The organism is Thauera phenylacetica B4P (genome assembly GCF_000310225.1).
Taxonomy (GTDB): Bacteria; Pseudomonadota; Gammaproteobacteria; order Burkholderiales; family Rhodocyclaceae; genus Thauera; species Thauera phenylacetica.
In genome coordinates this window covers 1-18189 of sequence record NZ_AMXF01000007.1, presented here as the reverse complement: position 1 = coordinate 18189, position 18189 = coordinate 1, and the positions used below count along the sequence as shown (strand labels likewise).

Here is an 18189-nt window from a genome sequence, read left to right as displayed (position 1 = left end):
AGTTGACGCAGTAGCGCAGGCGAACTGGCACTCGTTCTGCGGCTGCGCTAAGGTTGAGGCGAAAATTTCGCTGCGAGGTGAGTCGTGACTGCCAGATCAACAGAAGCCGAGTTGTTGCGACGATGCACGGATGCAGCGACCGGGAAGCGACTGTCTGCGGACGACGTAACCGATGCCAACGTTTTCAGGTTGGCCGCGATGTTGCTGCGCTCCACCTTCCCCGATGAGGCTGCAAGGCTGCGCCAGTTGAGCGAGGCCTATTTCCGCACGCGTCCGGACGACAGACTGGCTGCGGAGGAGGTCATTCATCGGGGTTGGCTGTTCAGCCTTCCACGCACACGTCAGATCCTCACCAGCGAACTGCGGGGGCGCTGACCCATGTCGAGCCGACCTGTCCTGAAAACGCATACCGCGCTGTCCGATGGCATGCGCCGGCTGTTCGAGAAGCTTGAGCAGCGTCTGCGCATCGGTCGGCCGGTCAAGGTTTTCCTGGCGGGCGGCATGGCGGTTCACCTCTATACCGCGAAGCGTGTCACCTGCGACGTCGATGCCGAGTTCGGCGCACGGATCCTGCTGCCGAATGATCTGATGGTCGAGGTGCAACTCGAAGACGGTAGCAGTCAGGTCATCTATTTCGACACCAACTACAACCCGACTTTTGCCTTGATGCACGAGGACTACCAGGATGATGCAATCCCGGTGGATCTTGGAGTGGAGCCTTTTCACCTGTTTGTGCTGTCGCCGATCGATCTCGCGGTGAGCAAGATCGCGCGCTGGGCGCCGAACGATCGTGAAGATGTAGCGGAGTTGGTGCGCTTGGGACTGACCTCAGCAGACGAGATCGATGCCCGCGCCAGAGCCGCGCTGGGCGGCTACGTGGGTGGACAGTCGATGTTGTTGCTCAATTTGCGTGATGCAGTTGCGCTGGCGCGCGAGGTCGAGGCGGGGCGCGGCGCTTAGACGGAGCCCGCTGAAACCGCGTCCCTTCAGCCTTCGTTCTTCTCCAGCTTGATCGACGCCGAGTTGATGCAGTAGCGCAGGCCGGTGGGCTGGGGACCATCCTCGAAGACGTGGCCGAGGTGGGCGCCGCACTGGTGGCAGAGCACCTCGGTGCGGACCATGAAGTGGCTGCGATCGACCGCGCTCTCGACGTTGTCGGGCTCGGCCGCGGTCCAGAAGCTGGGCCAGCCGCAGCCGGCGTCGAACTTGTGCTCGGAGCGGAACAGCGGGGCGCCGCAGCACACGCAGTTGTAGGCGCCCTTGTCCCAGACGTCCCAGTACTCGCCGGTGAAGGCGCGCTCGGTGCCCTTCTCGCGGGTGACGCGGTATTGCAGGTCGGAGAGCTTCCGACGCCACTCGGCGTCGGGTTTGTCGACTTCGCGGGCCATGGGGACCTCGATCCGGATCAGTGGAGATGGCGCGGCGCCTGCACACCCTGTTCCTCGGGCATCTCGGCATGCACGACCTCGCCCTCGGGGGAGGGGTAGAGCGGGGCGCCGCAGTCGTCGCAGTACTCGAGCGGGAAGTGGTGCTCGAGGGACACGACGTCGGTGAGACCGGATTCGCGCAATACGGTTTCGATCTGCGCGACGCAGTCGGTGGTCTCGTCCTCGGCACCCAGGAGCGGCCACACCACGCCATGCACCACCGCGTCGCGGCCCCGCGCGGTGAAGCCGATGCGGTATTCCTCGAGGTTGCGATCCCAGAAGGGGGCGACCACCGCGCGCAGGCTGGCGGCGGGTGTCTCCAGCGTGGTGGCGAGGAAGGCGACCGAGGCACGCACCGAGTAGGGTCGGCTGTCCTTGTCGGCGGCGCGGCTGGCGGCGAAGTAGGAGTCGGGCAGCACGAGGTCGACCGCGCAGCCGGGCAGCAGCGGGGTGAGGCAGGCGCCGCCCTGGGCGCGCCATTGCTCGAGCGCGCCGTCGCGCGTGCCGTCGGGCTCCTGCCAGCGGAACAGCGCGCCTCCGCGCGGCACCGCCACCGCGGCGAGCAGGTAGCGGGTGTCGGACAGGAACTGCGCGGTCTCGGGCATGCCGTCGGTGTCAATGTGCAGGTCGAGGTTTTCGGCCGCCGCGCCGCAGATCACCTTGGCGAACTCCGCGGTGCTGCAGTAGCCCTGCGGCAGCTGGTCGGGGCTGAAGAGGAAGTCGGCGACGGACAGCCTGGCGCCCTTGGCGAGCACGTGGGCCTGCAGGTGCACGCGCAGGTTGGCGAGCACCGCGGCGGGGATGTTGGCGGCCGGGATGCGGTAGCGCGACCACGCCAGCACCGGCGCGGCGATCAGCACGACGTCGTGCTCGGCGAGGCTGCCGGCGGCGCATTCGGCGCGCGACTCGATGTTGTCGGCGAGATCGTCGTAGGCGCGCGCGTCGGCGCTGTAGAGGTGGTCGAGCGCGGCGTTGAGCACTTCCTCGTCGTTGTCGGCCAGGGTCTCGTCGATCAGCTTGGCGAGCTGCGTCTCCCAGTAGTGGTCCTCGATCCGGCTGCCGGACTGGGCCAGCCCGCCGGCGAGCCAGACGAGTTGTTCGGCAGTGCGACCGAGGCCGCCGCGGCGCTTGAGGCGCGTTCTTTTCATGTCGGTTTCCTGTTGCGCTGTTCGGGGTGCCGGCTTGGGCGACACCCATGACCCCGCATTCTACCAATGCCGCAGGAAAACGCCGGTCGAAGCGCCCGCCGTACGCTCAGAAACCCGGGCGATCGACCCGGATGGTCTGCAGGATGGTGGCGGAGATCTCCTCGATCGACTTGGTGGTGGAGTCGAGGCAGCGGATGTTCTCGCGGCGCATCAGCTTGTGCGCGGCGTCAATCTCGTAGCGACAGTTCTCCAGCGCTGCGTAGCGGCTGTTGGGGCGGCGTTCCTGGCGGATCTGCGACAGGCGCTCGGGCGCGATGGTGAGCCCGAAGAGCTTGCCGCGGTACTTGTGCAGCTCGCCGGGAAGCTTGTTGCGCTCGAAGTCCTCGGGGATCAGCGGATAGTTGGCCGCCTTGACGCCGAACTGCATGGCCAGGTAGAGGCTGGTGGGGGTCTTGCCCGAGCGCGACACGCCGACCAGGATCACGTCGGCCTCGGCGAGCTCGCCCTCGCTGGAGATGCCGTCGTCGTGCGCCATGGCGAAGTTGATCGCCTCGATGCGGTGCTTGTAGTTCAGGCTGTCGGCGATGCCGTGGAAGCGGCCCACCGCATGGGTGGAGCGCTGGCCGAGCTCGGCCTCGAGCGGGCCGATGAAGCGCTCGAAGAGGTCCAGGAAGAGCGCGTCGGATTTGTGCAGTGCATCAACGGTGGCCTGGTTGACCAGCGTGCTGAACACGATCGGGCGCACGCCGTCCTCGGCCGCGGCCTCGCGGATCTGCGTCGCGCAGTCGATCGCCTTGTCGATGTCGTCGATGAAAGGCGCGCGCACCTGGCGGAAGCGCGCCTCGGGAAACTGCGCCAACAGGCTGTGGCCAAGGGTTTCGGCGGTGATGCCGGTGCCGTCGGAGACGAAGAAGACGGTGCGGCGGGCGATGTCGTTCATGATTTCGGACCTTGCGGCCCCGACCAGCGGTGCGGGGCGAGTATTGGGGCAAACCCTGTGATGCGGCACAGCACAAAAAATCGTACACTGCCGTTCGCGATATTTTGCTTTTTCCCCAACATTTGCGGAAGCCACCCATGACACGTTACGTGATCCCTTTCAACGAACTGCGCATGTCCGACGTCGAGAAGGTCGGCGGCAAGAACGCCTCGCTCGGCGAGATGATCAGCCAGCTGCCTTCCAGCGTCCGTGTCCCGGGCGGCTTCGCCACCACCGCCGAGGCCTATCGCGAGTTCCTCGCCCACGACGGCCTGGCCGACCGCATCAACGCCGCGCTCGACGCGCTCGACGTGGATGACGTCGATACGCTCGCCAAGACCGGCGCGCAGATCCGCCAGTGGATCGTGGACCTGCCCTTCCCGGCCAAGCTCGAGGCCGAGATCAAGACCGCGTACGAGCAGATCACCGCCGAGGGCGAGGGCAGCTTCGCGGTGCGCTCCTCGGCGACCGCCGAGGACCTGCCGGACGCCTCCTTCGCCGGCCAGCAGGAGACCTTCCTCAACATCCACGGCTACGAGAACATCCTGCACGCGATGAAGGAAGTGTTCGCGTCGCTGTACAACGACCGCGCGATCGCCTATCGCGTGCACAAGAACTTCGCTCACGCCGACGTCGCGCTGTCGGCCGGCGTGCAGCGCATGGTGCGCTCGGACTCGGGCGCCTCGGGCGTGATGTTCTCGATCGACACCGAGTCGGGCTTCGACCAGGTGGTGTTCATCACCGCCTCCTACGGCTTGGGCGAGACCGTGGTGCAGGGCGCGGTGAACCCGGACGAGTTCTATGTCCACAAGCCCACCCTGGCGCTCGACAAGCCGGCGATCATCCGCCGCAACCTCGGCTCAAAGCTCATCAAGATGGTGTTCACCGACAAGGCCGTGGCCGGCAAGTCGGTGCGCACGGTCGATGTGCCCGAGGCCGACCGCAACCGCTTCTCGCTGACCGACGCCGACGTGCTCGAGCTCGCGCGCTACGCGGTGATCATCGAGAAGCACTACGGCCGCCCGATGGACGTCGAGTGGGGCAAGGACGGCGTCGACGGCAAGCTCTACATCCTGCAGGCCCGCCCCGAGACGGTGAAGAGCCAGGACTTCGGCCTGGTGATGGAGAAGTACCGCCTCAAGCAATACGGCAAGGCGCTGACCCACGGTCGCGCGATCGGCCAGAAGATCGGTGCCGGCGTGGTCCGCATCGTCAGCGACGCCTCCGAGATGAACCGCGTGCAGGCCGGCGACATCCTCGTCACCGACATGACCGACCCCAACTGGGAGCCGGTGATGAAGCGCGCCAGCGCCATCGTCACCAACCGTGGCGGGCGCACCTGCCACGCCGCCATCATCGCGCGCGAGCTGGGCATCCCGGCCATCGTCGGCTGCGGCAACGCCACCGACGTTCTGCACGAGGGCGAGTCGGTCACCGTGTCCTGCGCCGAGGGCGACACCGGCTACGTGTACCGCGGCAAGCTGGAGTTCGAGGTCATCACCACCGACATGGGCAACCTGCCCGAGATCCCGGTGAAGATCATGATGAACGTGGGCAACCCGGAGCTCGCCTTCGAGTTCGCGCAGATCCCCAACGGCGGCGTCGGCCTGGCGCGCCTGGAGTTCGTCATCAACAACATGATCGGCATCCACCCCAAGGCCATCCTCGACATCGGCCAGGTGCCGGCCAGCCTGCGCGACGAGATCACCCGCCGCTCGCGCGGCTACGCGACGCCCAAGCAGTTCTTCATCGAGAAGCTGGTCGAGGGCGTCGCCACCATCGCCGCGGCCTTCTATCCGAAGCCCGTGATCGTGCGCATGTCCGACTTCAAGTCGAACGAGTACCGCAAGCTGCTCGGCGGCGAGATCTACGAGCCGGAAGAAGAGAACCCGATGCTCGGCTTCCGTGGCGCCTCGCGCTACATCGCCCACAGCTTCCGCGACTGCTTCGAGATGGAAGTCGCCGCGATGAAGAAGGTGCGCAACGAGCTCGGCCTCACCAACGTGCAGATCATGATTCCGTTCGTGCGCAACGTCGAAGAGGCCAAGGGCGTGGTGGATCTGCTCGCCGAGCATGGCCTCAAGCGCGGCGTCAATGAGCTCAAGCTGATCATGATGTGCGAGATCCCGTCGAACGCCATCCTGGCCGAGCAGTTCCTTGAGCACTTCGACGGCTACTCGATCGGCTCCAACGACCTCACCCAACTCACCCTGGGCCTGGACCGCGACTCCGGCCTGGTGGCGCACGCCTTCGATGAGCGCGACCCGGCGGTCAAGCAGCTGCTGTCGATGTCCATCCAGGCCGCCAACAGGCTCGGCAAGTACGTGGGCATCTGCGGCCAGGGTCCGTCGGACCACCCCGACCTGGCCGAGTGGCTGATGGACGAAGGCATCCAGACCATCTCGCTGAACCCGGACACGGTGGTCGATACCTGGCTCAAGCTCGCCGCGCACGGCAAGCGCTGAGCGTCGCTTCGACCGGCTCTCGCGTCGAGGGCGCCGACCGCAAGGTCGGCGCCTTTTTTTATGCATCCGGTCGTTGCAGCCATGCCGCAGGAAAATGCTTCCCGTTAAGATGCGCGCTTGTCGTGCTTGCGGATTCGAGGGGATCGGATGTCGGGCTTGCGGATCGATTCGCCGGGGGAGGTGCCCGCCTGGCCAGGACAAGGGGGTGCGCCGCCAGCGCCGTCGCCGGCGCCCGCTGCGCCTGCCGATCTGCAGCGCACCGTGGCGCGCCAGGCGCAGATGCTCGCGGTGCTGTCCACGCTGCAGCGCGGCATGCTGGTGGGGCGTTCGTCGGCCGACACCTTCTCCGCGATGCTCGACCAGCTGGTGGCCTTGACCGGCAGCGAGTACGGCTTCATCGGCGAGGTGCTGCACGACGAGGCGGGCGAGTCCTTCCTGCGCATGCACGGACTCAGCGACATCTCCTGGAGCCCCGAGTCGCGCACCCTGTTCGAGGGCATGCGCAGCGGCGGTTTCGAGTTCCACAACCTCGACACCCTGTTCGGTTCGGTCGTGCGAACCGCGACGCCGGTGATCTGCAACGCGCCCAAGGACGACCCGCGCGGCGGCGGCGTGCCCCCCGGCCACCCCGAGCTGCGCGCCTTTCTGGGCCTGCCGCTGTTCCACGGCGGACAGCTGATCGGCATGGTGGGCCTGGCGAACGCGGCGCAGGGCTACGACGAGGCCTTGATCGTCGAGCTCGAGCCCATGCTGGTCACCTGCGCGAGCATGATCATCGCGCTGCGCACCGAGCAGGACCGCAAGCTCGCGCGTCGCGCCCTGGAGGAGAGCGAGCGCCATTTCCGCGAGCTCGCCAACAGCAAGTCGGCGCTGATCTGGACCTCCGACGCCGAGGGCGGGTGCAACTACTTCAACGACACCTGGCTGCAGTTCACCGGGCGCACGCTGGCGCAGTCCCAGGGCAGCGGCTGGGTGGCCGATGTGCACCCGGACGACGCCGACGGCTGCCTCGGCACCTGGCAGCAGGCCTTCGCGCGCCGCGAGCCCTTCCGCATGGAATACCGCCTGCGCCACGCCGACGGCGGCTACCGCTGGATCTCGGACGAGGGGAACCCGCGCCGCGACGCGGACGACGCCTTTGTCGGCTACATCGGATATTGCTACGACATCACCGAGCGCAAGCGCGGCGACCTCGCGCTCGATGCGCTCGCCGCGCGCTACGCGCGGCTTTCGGGCGAAGCCTTCCACGAGGCGGTGTGCCGGCACATCGTCGAGGCGCTCGATGTCGACATCGTCTTCGTCGGCCAGCTCTGCGCCGACGGCGCGCACATCGAGGTACGCGCGGGCTGGGGCGATGGCGGCTCGATGCGCCCGTTCCGCTACGCGCTCGCCGAGTCTCCCTGCGACGGCACGATCGGGCGGGGGGCCTGCATCTACCCGCGCGGGGTGCATGAACGCTTTCCGCGCGACCGCGAACTCGTGCGCATGGGGATCGAGGCCTATGCCGGCATGCCGCTGTTCGATCGCGAGGGGGACGTGCTCGGGCTGATCGTCGCGCTGCGTCGCCGTCCCTTCGACGACGACGCGGCGGTGCGCACCCTGCTCGAGATCTTCGACGACCGGGTGGCGGCCGAGCTGGTGCGCGAGCGCGCCGAGCGCGTGCTGACCGGGCGGATCGCGTTCGAGCGCCTCGTGGGGCGGATCTCGTCCGAGCTGATCCTGGCCGCGCCGGCCGAGCTGGACGGGCACCTCGACCAGGCCCTCGGCGAGCTCGGCCGCTTCGCCGAGGCCGATCGCGCCTATGTGTTCCAGGTCTCCGAGGACGGCTGCCAGCTCGACAACACCCACGAGTGGTGCGCCGAGGGCATCGAGCCGCAGATCGACAAGCTCCAGGGCTTGCCCTTCGACGATTCGCTGCTCTTCCTGCGCACCATCAAGCAGCTCGGGATCGTCGACTACCCCAGCGTCGCCGCGCTGCCGGCCGAGGCCGAGGCCGACCGCGTGCTGCTCGAGGCGCAGTCGATCCAGTCGGTGCTCGGGGTGCCCATGGTGGTGGACGGGCAGGTGCGCGGCATCATCGGGCTCGACGCGGTGTGCCGCGAGCGCACCTGGACCGACGAGGACAAGACCCTGATGACCCTGGTGGGCAACGCCTTCAGCGGGGTCATCGAGCGCAAGCGCGCGCACGGCGGGCTGAAGGCGAGCGAGGCGCGCTACCGCTCGGTGGTCGAGAGCGTGCGGGAGGTGATCTTCCAGCTCGACGGGGAGGGGCGCTGGACTTTCCTCAACAAGGCCTGGGCCGACATCACCGGCTACCCCCTGGAAGAAAGCCGCGGGCGTCACGTGCTGGCGCACGTGCATGCGGACGATCGCGAGCAGCACGGCGAGATGGTCGAGCAGGTGCTCGCCGGCGAGCTCGAGTCCTGCACCCACGCGGCGCGCTACCGCTGCGCGGGCGGTGGCTTCCGCTGGCTGGAGATGAGCGCGCGGCGCGCCTTCGATGCGCAGGGCGCGCCTGCGGGCCTGTCGGGGACGCTGACCGACATCACCCGGCAGAAGGAGCACGAGTCCCGCCTGGAGTACATCGCGCACTACGACGCGCTCACCGGGCTGCCCAACCGTGTCCTGCTCAGCGACCGCATGCAGCGCGGGATGGCGCAGGCGCGCCGACGCGGCCAGCAGCTCGCGCTCGCCTACATCGATCTCGACGGCTTCAAGGCGATCAACGACACCCTCGGCCACCAGGCCGGCGACCAACTGCTCGCGGTCGTGGCGGCGCGCATGAAGGCGGCGCTGCGCGAGGGCGATAGCATCTCGCGCCTGGGCGGCGACGAGTTCGTGGCGCTGCTGCTCGACCTGCCCGACGTCGAGGCCTGCGAGCTGCTCGTGCGCCGCCTGCTCGGCGCGGTCTCGCAGGCGGTTGCGCTCGCAGGGCAGGAGGTCAAGGTCTCGGCGAGCGTCGGCCTCACGCTGTATCCGCAGGCGGAGGAGGTCGACGCCGACCAGCTGCTGCGCCAGGCCGACCTCGCCATGTACCAGGCGAAGCTCGCGGGCAAGAATCGCTACCACCTCTTCGACACCGCGCACGACCGCTCCCAGCGCGGCCGCCACCAGACCCTGGCGGCGATCCGCGGCGCGCTGCGCGCGGGCGAGTTCCAGCTTCTGTACCAGCCCAAGGTGAACATGCGCAGCGGTGCGGTGGTGGGCGCCGAGGCGCTGATCCGCTGGCGGCATCCGCGCCAGGGCGAGCTCGAGCCGGCGGCCTTCCTGCCGGTGGTGGCCGACCACCCGCTCGCGGTCGAGGTCGGCGACTGGGTCATCGAGCAGGCGCTCGCGCAGGTCGTGGCCTGGCAACGCGAGGGATTGTTCCTGCCGGTGAGCGTGAATGTGGGCGCGCGCCACCTGCAGGCTGCGGATTTCATGCCGCGGCTGCAGGCTGCGCTCGCACGCCACCCCGAGCTGGGTCCGGGTGCGCTCGAGCTGGAGGTGCTGGAGACGAGTGCGCTGGAGAGCATCGCCCAGGTCACGCGCATCGTCGAGGCCTGCGCAGACATCGGCGTGTCCTTTGCGCTCGACGACTTCGGCACCGGGTACTCCTCGCTCGCCTACCTCAAGCGCCTGCCGGCGGCGCGCCTCAAGATCGACCAGCTGTTCGTGCGCGGCATGGTGGATGACGCCGAGGACCTCGCCATCCTGGAGGCGATCATGGGGCTGGCCCATGCCTTCAAGCGCGAGGTGATCGCGGAGGGCGTGGAGGAGGTCGAGCATGGCAGCCTGCTGCTGGAGCTCGGCTGCGAGGTGGCGCAGGGCTACGGGATCGCGCGCCCGATGCCGGCGGAGGAGATTCCGTCCTGGGCGGCGAGCTGGAGACCGCCCGTGGCGTGGCTGCGGGCACAGGGCTGAGTCCGCAGCCCGCGCCCTGCGCCCCGCCCCCCGAGATGCCGAGGGCGAGGGCGCTTCGGGAAGCGGCTCAGGCGACGACGACCGGGATCTTGCCGATCTTCGCCTGCCACTCCTGCGGGCCGGTGTTGTGCACGCTCGTGCCCTTGGCGTCGACCGCGACCGTCACCGGCATGTCCTGCACGGTGAACTCGTAGATCGCTTCCATGCCCAGGTCGGCGAAGCCGACCACCTTGGCTTCCTTGATCGCCTTCGACACCAGGTAGGCCGCACCGCCCACCGCCATCAGGTAGGCCGACTCGTTGTCCTTGATGGCCTCGATGGCGACCGGGCCGCGCTCGGACTTGCCGATCATCGAGATGAGGCCGGTCTTCTCCAGCATCATGCGGGTGAACTTGTCCATGCGCGTGGCGGTGGTGGGGCCGGCGGGGCCGACGACCTCGTCACGCACCGGGTCGACCGGGCCGACGTAGTAAATGACGCGGTTGGTGAAGTCGACCGGCAGCTTCTCGCCCTTCTCGAGCATGTCGGCGATGCGCTTGTGCGCGGCGTCGCGGCCGGTGAGCATCTTGCCGTTGAGGAGCAGGATCTGGCCCGGCTTCCAGGACGCGACCTCTTCGCGGGTCAATGTGTCGAGATTGACCCGGGTGGCGACGTTGGTGTCGGCCTTCCAGGTGACCTGCGGCCAGTCCTCGAGCTTGGGCGTCGGCAGGTGGGCGGGGCCCGAGCCGTCGAGGTGGAAGTGCACGTGGCGGGTGGCGGCGCAGTTGGGGATCATCGCGACCGGCAGCGAGGCGGCATGGGTCGGGTAGTCCATGATCTTGACATCGAGCACGGTGGTGAGGCCGCCCAGGCCTTGGGCGCCGATGCCGAGCGCGTTCACCTTGTCCATGAGCTCGAGGCGGAGTTCTTCGACGCGGGAGAGCGTGGCGCCCGAGGCGGCCTTCTCGCGCAGCTCGTGGATGTTGACCGGCTCCATCAGCGACTCCTTCGCCAGCAGCATCGCCTTCTCGGGCGTGCCGCCGATGCCGATGCCGAGGATGCCCGGCGGACACCAGCCGGCGCCCATGGTCGGCACGGTCTTGAGCACCCAGTCTACGATCGAGTCGGAGGGATTGAGCATGACCATCTTGGTCTTGTTCTCGGAGCCGCCGCCCTTGGCCGCGCAGATGACCTCGACGTCGTCGCCCGCGACGAGCTCGTAGTGCACCACCGCCGGGGTGTTGTCCTTGCTGTTCTGGCGCTTGCCGGCGGGGTCGAGCAGCACCGAGGCGCGCAGCTTGTTGTCGGGATGGTTGTAGGCGCGCCGCACGCCCTCGTCGATCATTCCCTGGACGCTCATCTTCGCGTCCCACTGCACGTTCATGCCCACCTTGAGGAAGACCACCGCGATGCCCGTGTCCTGGCAGATCGGGCGATGGCCTTCGGCGGCCATGCGCGAGTTGGTCAGGATCTGCGCGATCGCGTCCTTCGCGGCCGGGCTTTCCTCGCGCGCGTAGGCCTCGCCGAGCGCCTGGATGTAGTCGAGCGGGTGGTAGTAGCTGATGTACTGGAAGGCATCCGCGATCGACTGGATGAGGTCTTCCTGGCGAATGATCGTCATGGCGCTTGGTCTCCGGAATGACATGGGGGCAGAATGACGCGACCGGACCGGAAGGCCCGGAGTGGCGCCGGATTCTACCACCGGCCCCGCCGGCCGTCGCTGGCGGGGCGGTGTAAGTCCTGTGTAAGATAGCTGTTCTCTAATGCCGGCGTTTCGAACGGCATTAGAGTGCCCGGACGGGGATGGTCCGCAAGGGGGCACCGGCGTTCGGGCGAATCAAAGGCTGGGTTCAACCAGCCCACCCGCAACGGGTAGCTTCAACCATTTGAACAGTTGAGGAGAGGTGAGCATGTCCAACGAGCAACAAGTCCGCATTTACAACCCCTCGGAAGAGATGGTCAAGAACGCAGCCGTGTCCGGCATGGACGGTTATCGCGCGCTGTGCAAGGAGGCCGAGGACGACTACGAGGGTTACTGGGGCCGTCGCGCCAAGGAGTTGCTGGACTGGAAGGTGCCGTTCACCCAGGTCCTCGATCAGTCGAACGCGCCCTTCTTCAAGTGGTTCGCCGACGGCAAGCTCAACGTCTCCTACAACTGCCTCGACCGCAACGTCGCCAACGGCCTCGGCGACAAGGTCGCGCTGATCTTCGAAGCCGACAGCGGCGAAGTCACCAAGGTCACCTACAAGGACCTGCTCGCCCGCGTCAGCAAGTTCGCCAACGCCCTGCGCGGCATGGGCGTCAAGAAGGGCGATCGCGTCATCATCTACCTGCCGATGTCGATCGAAGGCGTGGTCGCGATGCAGGCCTGCGCCCGCATCGGCGCGACCCACTCGATCGTGTTCGGCGGCTTCTCCGCCCAGGCGCTGCGCGACCGCATCGAGGATGCGGCGGCGGTCGCCGTGATCACCTCCGACGGCCAGTTCCGCGGCGGCAAGGCGCTTCCGCTCAAGCCGATCGCCGACGAGGCGCTGTCGCTCGGCGGCTGCGATACCGTCAAGAACGTCATCGTCGTCAAGCGCACCGGCGCCGACGTCGCCATGGTCGCCGGCCGCGACAGCTGGTTCCACGACGTGGTCGCCACCCAGTCCGAGGTCTGCGAGCCGGAGTGGGTCGAGGCCGAGCATCCGCTGTTCGTGCTCTATACCTCGGGTTCCACCGGCAAGCCGAAGGGCGTGCAGCACTCGTCGGGCGGCTACCTGCTGCAGGCCGTGCTGTCGATGAAGTACACCTTCGACATCAAGGCCGACGACGTCTATTGGTGCACCGCCGACATCGGCTGGGTCACCGGCCACACCTACATCACCTACGGCCCGCTCGCCTGCGGCGCGACCGAGATCGTGTTCGAGGGCGTGCCCACCTACCCGGACGCCGGCCGCTTCTGGAAGATGATCCAGGACCACAAGGTCAGCATCTTCTACACCGCGCCGACCGCGATCCGTTCGCTGATCAAGGCGGCCGACAACAACCCGGCCGTGCATCCGAAGCAGTACGACCTGTCGTCGCTGCGCATCCTGGGGTCGGTCGGCGAGCCGATCAACCCGGCGGCCTGGGAGTGGTACTACGAGAACGTCGGCGGTGGCCGCTGCCCGATCGTGGATACCTTCTGGCAGACCGAGACCGGCGCGCACATGATCACCCCGATGCCGGGCGCCACGCCGATGGTTCCGGGTTCGTGCACGCTGCCCTTCCCGGGCATCATGGCCGCGGTGGTGGACGAGACCGGCACCGAGGTGCCCTGGGGCCAGGGTGGCATCCTGGTGGTTACCAAGCCGTGGCCCGCGATGATCCGCAACGTCTGGGGCGACCCCGACCGCTTCAAGAAGACCTACTACCCCGAGGACTTCAAGGGCAAGCTCTACCTCGCGGGCGACGGTGCCATCCGTGACGCCGAGACCGGCTATTTCACCATCACCGGCCGTATCGACGACGTGCTCAACGTCTCCGGTCACCGCATGGGCACGATGGAGATCGAGTCCGCCCTGGTCGCGCACGAGAAGGTGGCCGAGGCCGCCGTAGTCGGCCGTCCGGACGACCTGACCGGCGAGGCGATCGTGGCCTTCGTGGTGTTGAAGGGCGCGCGCCCCACCGGCGACGAAGCCGCCAAGATGATCAAGGAGCTGCAGAACTGGGTCGGTCACGAGATCGGGCCGATCGCCAAGCCGAAGGACATCCGCTTCGGTGAGAACCTGCCCAAGACCCGCTCCGGCAAGATCATGCGCCGCCTGCTGCGCCAGCTCGCCAAGGGCGAGGATGTCACGCAGGACACCTCGACGCTCGAGAACCCGCACATCCTCGAGCAGCTCAAGGGCTGATGCAGTGCAGGCCGGGTGCCCCGCACCCGGCCGCTCCTGAACGACAGGAGGAAGCCGGCCAGCGAGCCGGTGCCGGGGGAGACCGGGTACGCGCAAGGCGTGCCCCTGTTCGTGCGTCGCGCCGGCCCTGCCGCAAAGAGCAGGGCGGTGCTTCGCCATTTCGTTTGCCGTGGCTCGTTTCATGGGAGCGACAGGATGCGCAAGGGTCTGGCCGGGCAGCGGCTGGTGGCCGTGTTCATCGCCGGCCTCGTGTTGCTGAACTATCCCATTCTGTCCCTGTTCGACCGGCCGCAGACCGTCTTCGGGCTGCCGCTGCTCCACGTCTATCTATTCTCGGTGTGGCTGGCGCTGATCCTGGTCGTGGCCTGGATCGCCGAGCACGGGGCACGCTGATGCGGAGGTCGGGATGCTGCCGGGCTGGCTGATCGTCGGCGCTTCGTTCGCCTACCTGCTGCTGCTGTTCGCGGTGGCCTACTTCGGTGACCGGCGTGCGGATGCCGGGCGCTCGGTCATCGACAATCCCTGGGTGTTCAGTCTGTCGCTCGCGGTGTATTGCACCGCGTGGACGTATTTCGGCAGCGTCGGCCGCGCCGCCTCTGGCGGGCCGTGGTTCCTGCCCACCTACCTCGGGCCCACGCTGGGCCTGACCCTGGCATGGCTGGTCGTGCTCAAGATGATCCGCATCGCGCGCAGCTACCGGGTCACCTCGATCGCCGACTTCGTCGCCTCGCGCTACGGCAAGAGCCACCTGCTCGGCGGGCTGGTCACGCTGATCGCGGTGGTGGGCATCGTGCCCTACATCGCGCTGCAGCTGAAGGCGATCTCCAGCGGCTACGCGCTGCTGGTGGGCGAGCACGACACGCTGTTCCGCATCGAGAGCCAGGCGGGCTGGTGGCAGGACGGCACGCTCTACATCGCGCTCGCGCTCGCCGCCTTCACGGTGCTGTTCGGCACGCGCCACCTCGACACCACCGAGCGCCACGAGGGCATGGTGGCGGCGATCGCCTTCGAGTCGGTGGTCAAGCTGCTCGCCTTCCTCGCGGTCGGCATCTACGTCACCTACTGGCTCTACGACGGCTTCGGCGACCTCTACGCGCGCGCCTCGGCGGTGCCGGAACTGCAGCGTCTGCTCGCCTTCGACGGCGCCGGCCGGCTCGGCTACGGCGGCTGGTTCGCCCACGTGCTGCTGGCGATGCTGTCGATCATCTTCCTGCCGCGGCAGTTCCAGATCGCGGTGGTGGAGAACGTCAACGAGCAGCACCTGCGCCGCGCTACCTGGGTCTTCCCCGCCTACCTGCTGGCGATCAACATCTTCGTGATCCCGGTCGCCATCGGCGGCCTGCTGCATTTCGGCAGCGGTACGGTGGATCCGGACACCTTCGTGCTGACCCTGCCGCTCGCGCACGGGCAGAACGCGCTCGCCCTGCTCGTGTTCATCGGCGGCTTGTCGGCGGCCACCGGCATGGTCATCGTGGAGGCCATCGCGCTGTCCACGATGGTGTGCAACGACCTCGTGATGCCGATGCTGCTGCGCAGCCGCCGCCTCGACCTCGCGCGCGAGCGCGACCTCACCGGCCTGCTGCTCGGGATCCGCCGCGGCGCGATCGTGGTGTTGCTGCTGCTCGGCTACCTCTACTTCCGCCTCGCCGGCGAGGCCTACGCGCTGGTCAGCATCGGCCTCATCAGCTTCGCCGCGGTGGCGCAGTTCGCCCCGGTGGTCATCGGCGGCATGTACTGGCGCGGCGGCACGCGCGAGGGCGCGCTCGCCGGCCTGCTCGCTGGCTTCGCGGTGTGGGTCTATACGCTGCTGCTGCCCTCCTTTGCCAAGTCGGGCTGGCTCGATCCGGGCTTCCTCGAGCACGGCGTGCTCGGCCTCGGCTGGCTCAAGCCCGAGCAGCTCTTCGGCCTCACCGGCCTGGACAACATCAGCCACGCGCTGTTCTGGAGCCTGCTCGCCAACATCGGCTGCTACGTCGGGGTGTCGATGCTGCGCGTGCCGACCGGGCCCGAGGCGACCCAGGGTGCGCTCTTCGTGGACGTGTTCCGGCGCGGCGACGCGCCGCCGGCGAGCTTCTGGCGCACCGGCGCCGAGGCCGGCGAGCTGGTGCCGCTGGTGGCGCGCTTCCTCGGCCAGCGCCGCACCGAGGAGGCCTTCGGCGCCTACGCGCGCTCGCACGGCCTGCAGCAGGTCTCCGAACTCAAGGCCGACCCCGAGCTGGTGCACTTCGCCGAGACCCTGCTCGCCGGCGCCATCGGCAGCGCCTCGGCGCGGGTGATGGTGTCGACCGTGGTGCAGGCGGAGCCGCTCGGCCTCGGCGAGGTCATGGACATCCTCGACGAGGCCTCGCAGGTGCGCGCCTACTCGCACAAGCTCGAGGAGAAGTCGCGCGCGCTCGAGGCCGCCACCGCCGAGCTGCGCGCCGCCAACGAGCAGCTGAAGGAGCTCGACCGCCTCAAGGACGACTTCATGTCCTCGGTGACGCACGAGCTGCGCACGCCGCTGACCTCGATCCGCGCGCTCTCCGAGATGATGCTCGACGACCCCGACATCGACGTCGAGGACCGCCAGCGCTTCCTCGGCATCATCGTGTCCGAGACGGTGCGCCTGTCGCGCCTGGTGAACCAGGTGCTCGACATGGCCAAGATCGAATCCGGCCACGCCGAGTGGCACAACACCGACATCGACCTGTGCGAGCTCGTGCGCCACTCCGGCGACGCCACCCTGCAGCTCTTCCGCGACCGCGGCGCCGAGCTGCACCTGCACCTGCCGGAGTCGGTGCCGACCCTGCGCGCCGACCACGACCGCCTGCTGCAGGTGATGCTCAACCTGCTGTCGAACGCGGCGAAGTTCGTGCCCACGGGCAGCGGGCGGGTGGATGTGACGCTGAGCTGCGACGGCGAGCGCTTCCGCGTCGCGGTCAAGGACAACGGGCCGGGGATCGAGCCCGCGCAGCAGCCGGTGGTGTTCGAGAAGTTCCGCCAGGGCGGCGACGAGCGCTCGCGGCCGCAGGGGACCGGCCTCGGGCTGCCGATCAGCCGCCAGATCGTCGAGCACTTCGGCGGCCGGCTGTGGCTGGAGTCGGTGCCCGGCGAGGGCGCGACCTTCTCCTTCGAGCTGCCGCTGAAGTCGGCGGCAGGCGAGGGATGACATAGAATATCGGGCGGGGAGGAGACGTGATGGACAAGAAAGTACTGATTGCCGACGACGAACAGAACATCGTCATTTCGCTGGAGTTCCTCATGAAGCGCGAGGGCTACCAGGTGGAGGTGGCCAACGACGGCGAGGAGGCCGTGCGCCGGATCCGCGCGTCGCGGCCCGACCTGGTGCTGCTCGACGTGATGATGCCGAAGAAGAGCGGCTTCGAGGTCTGCCAGGAGATCCGCTCCGATCCCGAGATGGCGGGCGTGCGCATCCTGATGCTGACCGCCAAGGGCCGCGACACCGAGGTCGCCAAGGGCCTCGCGCTCGGCGCCGACGCCTACATGACCAAGCCCTTCTCCACCCGCGAGCTGGTGGACAAGGTGCGCAACCTGCTGGAGCAGTGAACCATGCAGGCACGTGCGCGATTCATGCTCGCAGTCGTCGTGCTGTTCCTGCTGATGACCGGACCCTTCCTGCTCACCGCGCTGATCGTCTGGCTCGAGACCGAGGGCGAGGCGCGCGACCTGCTGGTGCGGGTGCTGTCGCCGCACCTCACGCTCGGCACCCTGCTCACCGCGATGGGCTTCGCCGCCGGCGTGGGCGTGGTGCGGGTGCTGTTCCGCCAGTACGTCCAGGGTCTGCTGCGCATGTCGGAGAACCTGCGCCTGATGCTGGGCGCCAACCGCGGCTTCCGCGTGCAGCCCGAGGGGCCGCCCGAGGTGCAGCGCCTCGCGCTCGCCACCAACGAGCTCGCCAGCCAGCGCGACGCGCTGCTGCAGGACGTGGAGGCGCAGATCGCGCGCGCCAAAGCCTCGGTGGAGCTCGAGAAGGATCGCCTTGCCGCGCTGATGTCCGAGCTCACCCAGAGCGTGGTGGTGTGCAACCTCGACGGCCGCGTGCTGCTCTACAACAACCGCGCGCGCGCGCAGTTCCGCGCGCTCTCCGAGGCGCCCGGCGTGGCCGGCGGCGGTGAGCTGATCGGCCTCGGGCGCTCGATCTACGGTGTCTTCGAGCGCAACCTGATCGCGCATGCGCTCGACACCATCCAGCAGCGCCTGCGCCGCGGCGCCACCCAGGCCCAGGCCAACTTCGTCACCACCACCCGTGCCGGCCAGCTGCTGCGCGTGCAGATGGCGCCGGTGCTGTCGCTGGCGGCGCCCGCGCTGGCGGCCGCGGCGGAGAGCGAGGTCGTGGGTGAGGCCGTGGGCGGGGAGGGCGCCGCGCCGCAGGGCGAGGCGGACGCGGTCGGCCCGGCGGGCGAGTTGCCGCCC

The 18189-nt window shown here is 68.3% G+C and carries 12 protein-coding genes and 1 pseudogene; 9 read left to right on the top strand and 4 right to left on the bottom strand.

The genetic code is table 11. The features are described from left to right. Positions 1-198 precede the first annotated feature (198 nt). Positions 199-375, top strand: a complete 177-nt coding sequence (locus C667_RS26315; RefSeq protein ID WP_245538410.1) for a hypothetical protein — start codon at positions 199-201, stop codon at positions 373-375. Positions 376-378: 3 nt separating this feature from the next. Then, positions 379-960 (top strand): DUF6036 family nucleotidyltransferase, encoded by a 582-nt coding sequence (locus C667_RS02480; RefSeq protein ID WP_039920613.1) that lies wholly within the window; start codon positions 379-381, stop codon positions 958-960. A 26-nt stretch (positions 961-986) separates the two neighbouring features. Here C667_RS02480 and msrB read toward each other — a convergent pair whose 3' ends face one another. From msrB to ppsR, 3 genes are all read right to left on the bottom strand, one after another. Then, the gene (gene msrB, locus C667_RS02475) at positions 987-1388 is read right to left on the bottom strand and encodes a peptide-methionine (R)-S-oxide reductase MsrB (RefSeq protein ID WP_004356445.1); all 402 of its coding nucleotides are present in this window, start codon (positions 1386-1388) and stop codon (positions 987-989) included. Between the two features lie 17 nt (positions 1389-1405). Further along, positions 1406-2575 (bottom strand): DUF2863 family protein, encoded by a 1170-nt coding sequence (locus C667_RS02470; RefSeq protein ID WP_004356443.1) that lies wholly within the window; start codon positions 2573-2575, stop codon positions 1406-1408. A gap of 106 nt (positions 2576-2681) precedes the next feature. Further along, positions 2682-3515, bottom strand: a complete 834-nt coding sequence (gene ppsR, locus C667_RS02465) for a posphoenolpyruvate synthetase regulatory kinase/phosphorylase PpsR (protein ID WP_004356440.1) — start codon at positions 3513-3515, stop codon at positions 2682-2684. 137 nt (positions 3516-3652) lie between these two features. Between ppsR and ppsA the strand changes: the two genes are divergently transcribed. Together ppsA and C667_RS02455 are read left to right on the top strand one after the other, a co-directional pair. Beyond that, positions 3653-6019: a phosphoenolpyruvate synthase gene (ppsA, locus tag C667_RS02460; protein ID WP_004356438.1), complete on the top strand. Its 2367-nt coding sequence runs from the start codon at positions 3653-3655 to the stop codon at positions 6017-6019. 261 nt (positions 6020-6280) lie between these two features. Further along, on the top strand, positions 6281-9922 hold the full coding sequence (locus C667_RS02455; protein ID WP_004356436.1) for a bifunctional diguanylate cyclase/phosphodiesterase: 3642 nt from the start codon (positions 6281-6283) through the stop codon (positions 9920-9922). A 67-nt stretch (positions 9923-9989) separates the two neighbouring features. Here C667_RS02455 and C667_RS02450 read toward each other — a convergent pair whose 3' ends face one another. After that, positions 9990-11522 (bottom strand): fumarate hydratase, encoded by a 1533-nt coding sequence (locus C667_RS02450; protein ID WP_004356434.1) that lies wholly within the window; start codon positions 11520-11522, stop codon positions 9990-9992. A gap of 289 nt (positions 11523-11811) precedes the next feature. On the opposite strand from C667_RS02450, the gene acs reads away from it, so the two are divergent. The 5 genes and pseudogenes from acs to C667_RS02425 form a co-directional block, all read left to right on the top strand. After that, positions 11812-13776 carry an acetate--CoA ligase gene (acs, locus tag C667_RS02445; RefSeq protein ID WP_004356433.1) on the top strand — a complete coding sequence of 655 codons (1965 nt, stop codon included), beginning with the start codon at positions 11812-11814 and terminating at the stop codon, positions 13774-13776. 195 nt (positions 13777-13971) lie between these two features. Then, a complete protein-coding gene (locus tag C667_RS02440) occupies positions 13972-14169 on the top strand; it encodes a hypothetical protein (protein WP_004356432.1) in 198 nt (65 codons plus the stop codon). Positions 14170-14182: 13 nt separating this feature from the next. Next, on the top strand, positions 14183-16924 hold the full coding sequence (locus C667_RS02435; RefSeq protein ID WP_004356431.1) for a sensor histidine kinase: 2742 nt from the start codon (positions 14183-14185) through the stop codon (positions 16922-16924). 29 nt (positions 16925-16953) lie between these two features. Continuing rightward, the gene (locus C667_RS02430; RefSeq protein WP_004356430.1) at positions 16954-17322 is read left to right on the top strand and encodes a response regulator transcription factor; all 369 of its coding nucleotides are present in this window, start codon (positions 16954-16956) and stop codon (positions 17320-17322) included. Between the two features lie 3 nt (positions 17323-17325). Continuing rightward, positions 17326-18189 (top strand): annotated as a pseudogene (locus tag C667_RS02425) (DNA polymerase III subunit epsilon); the annotation flags it as partial.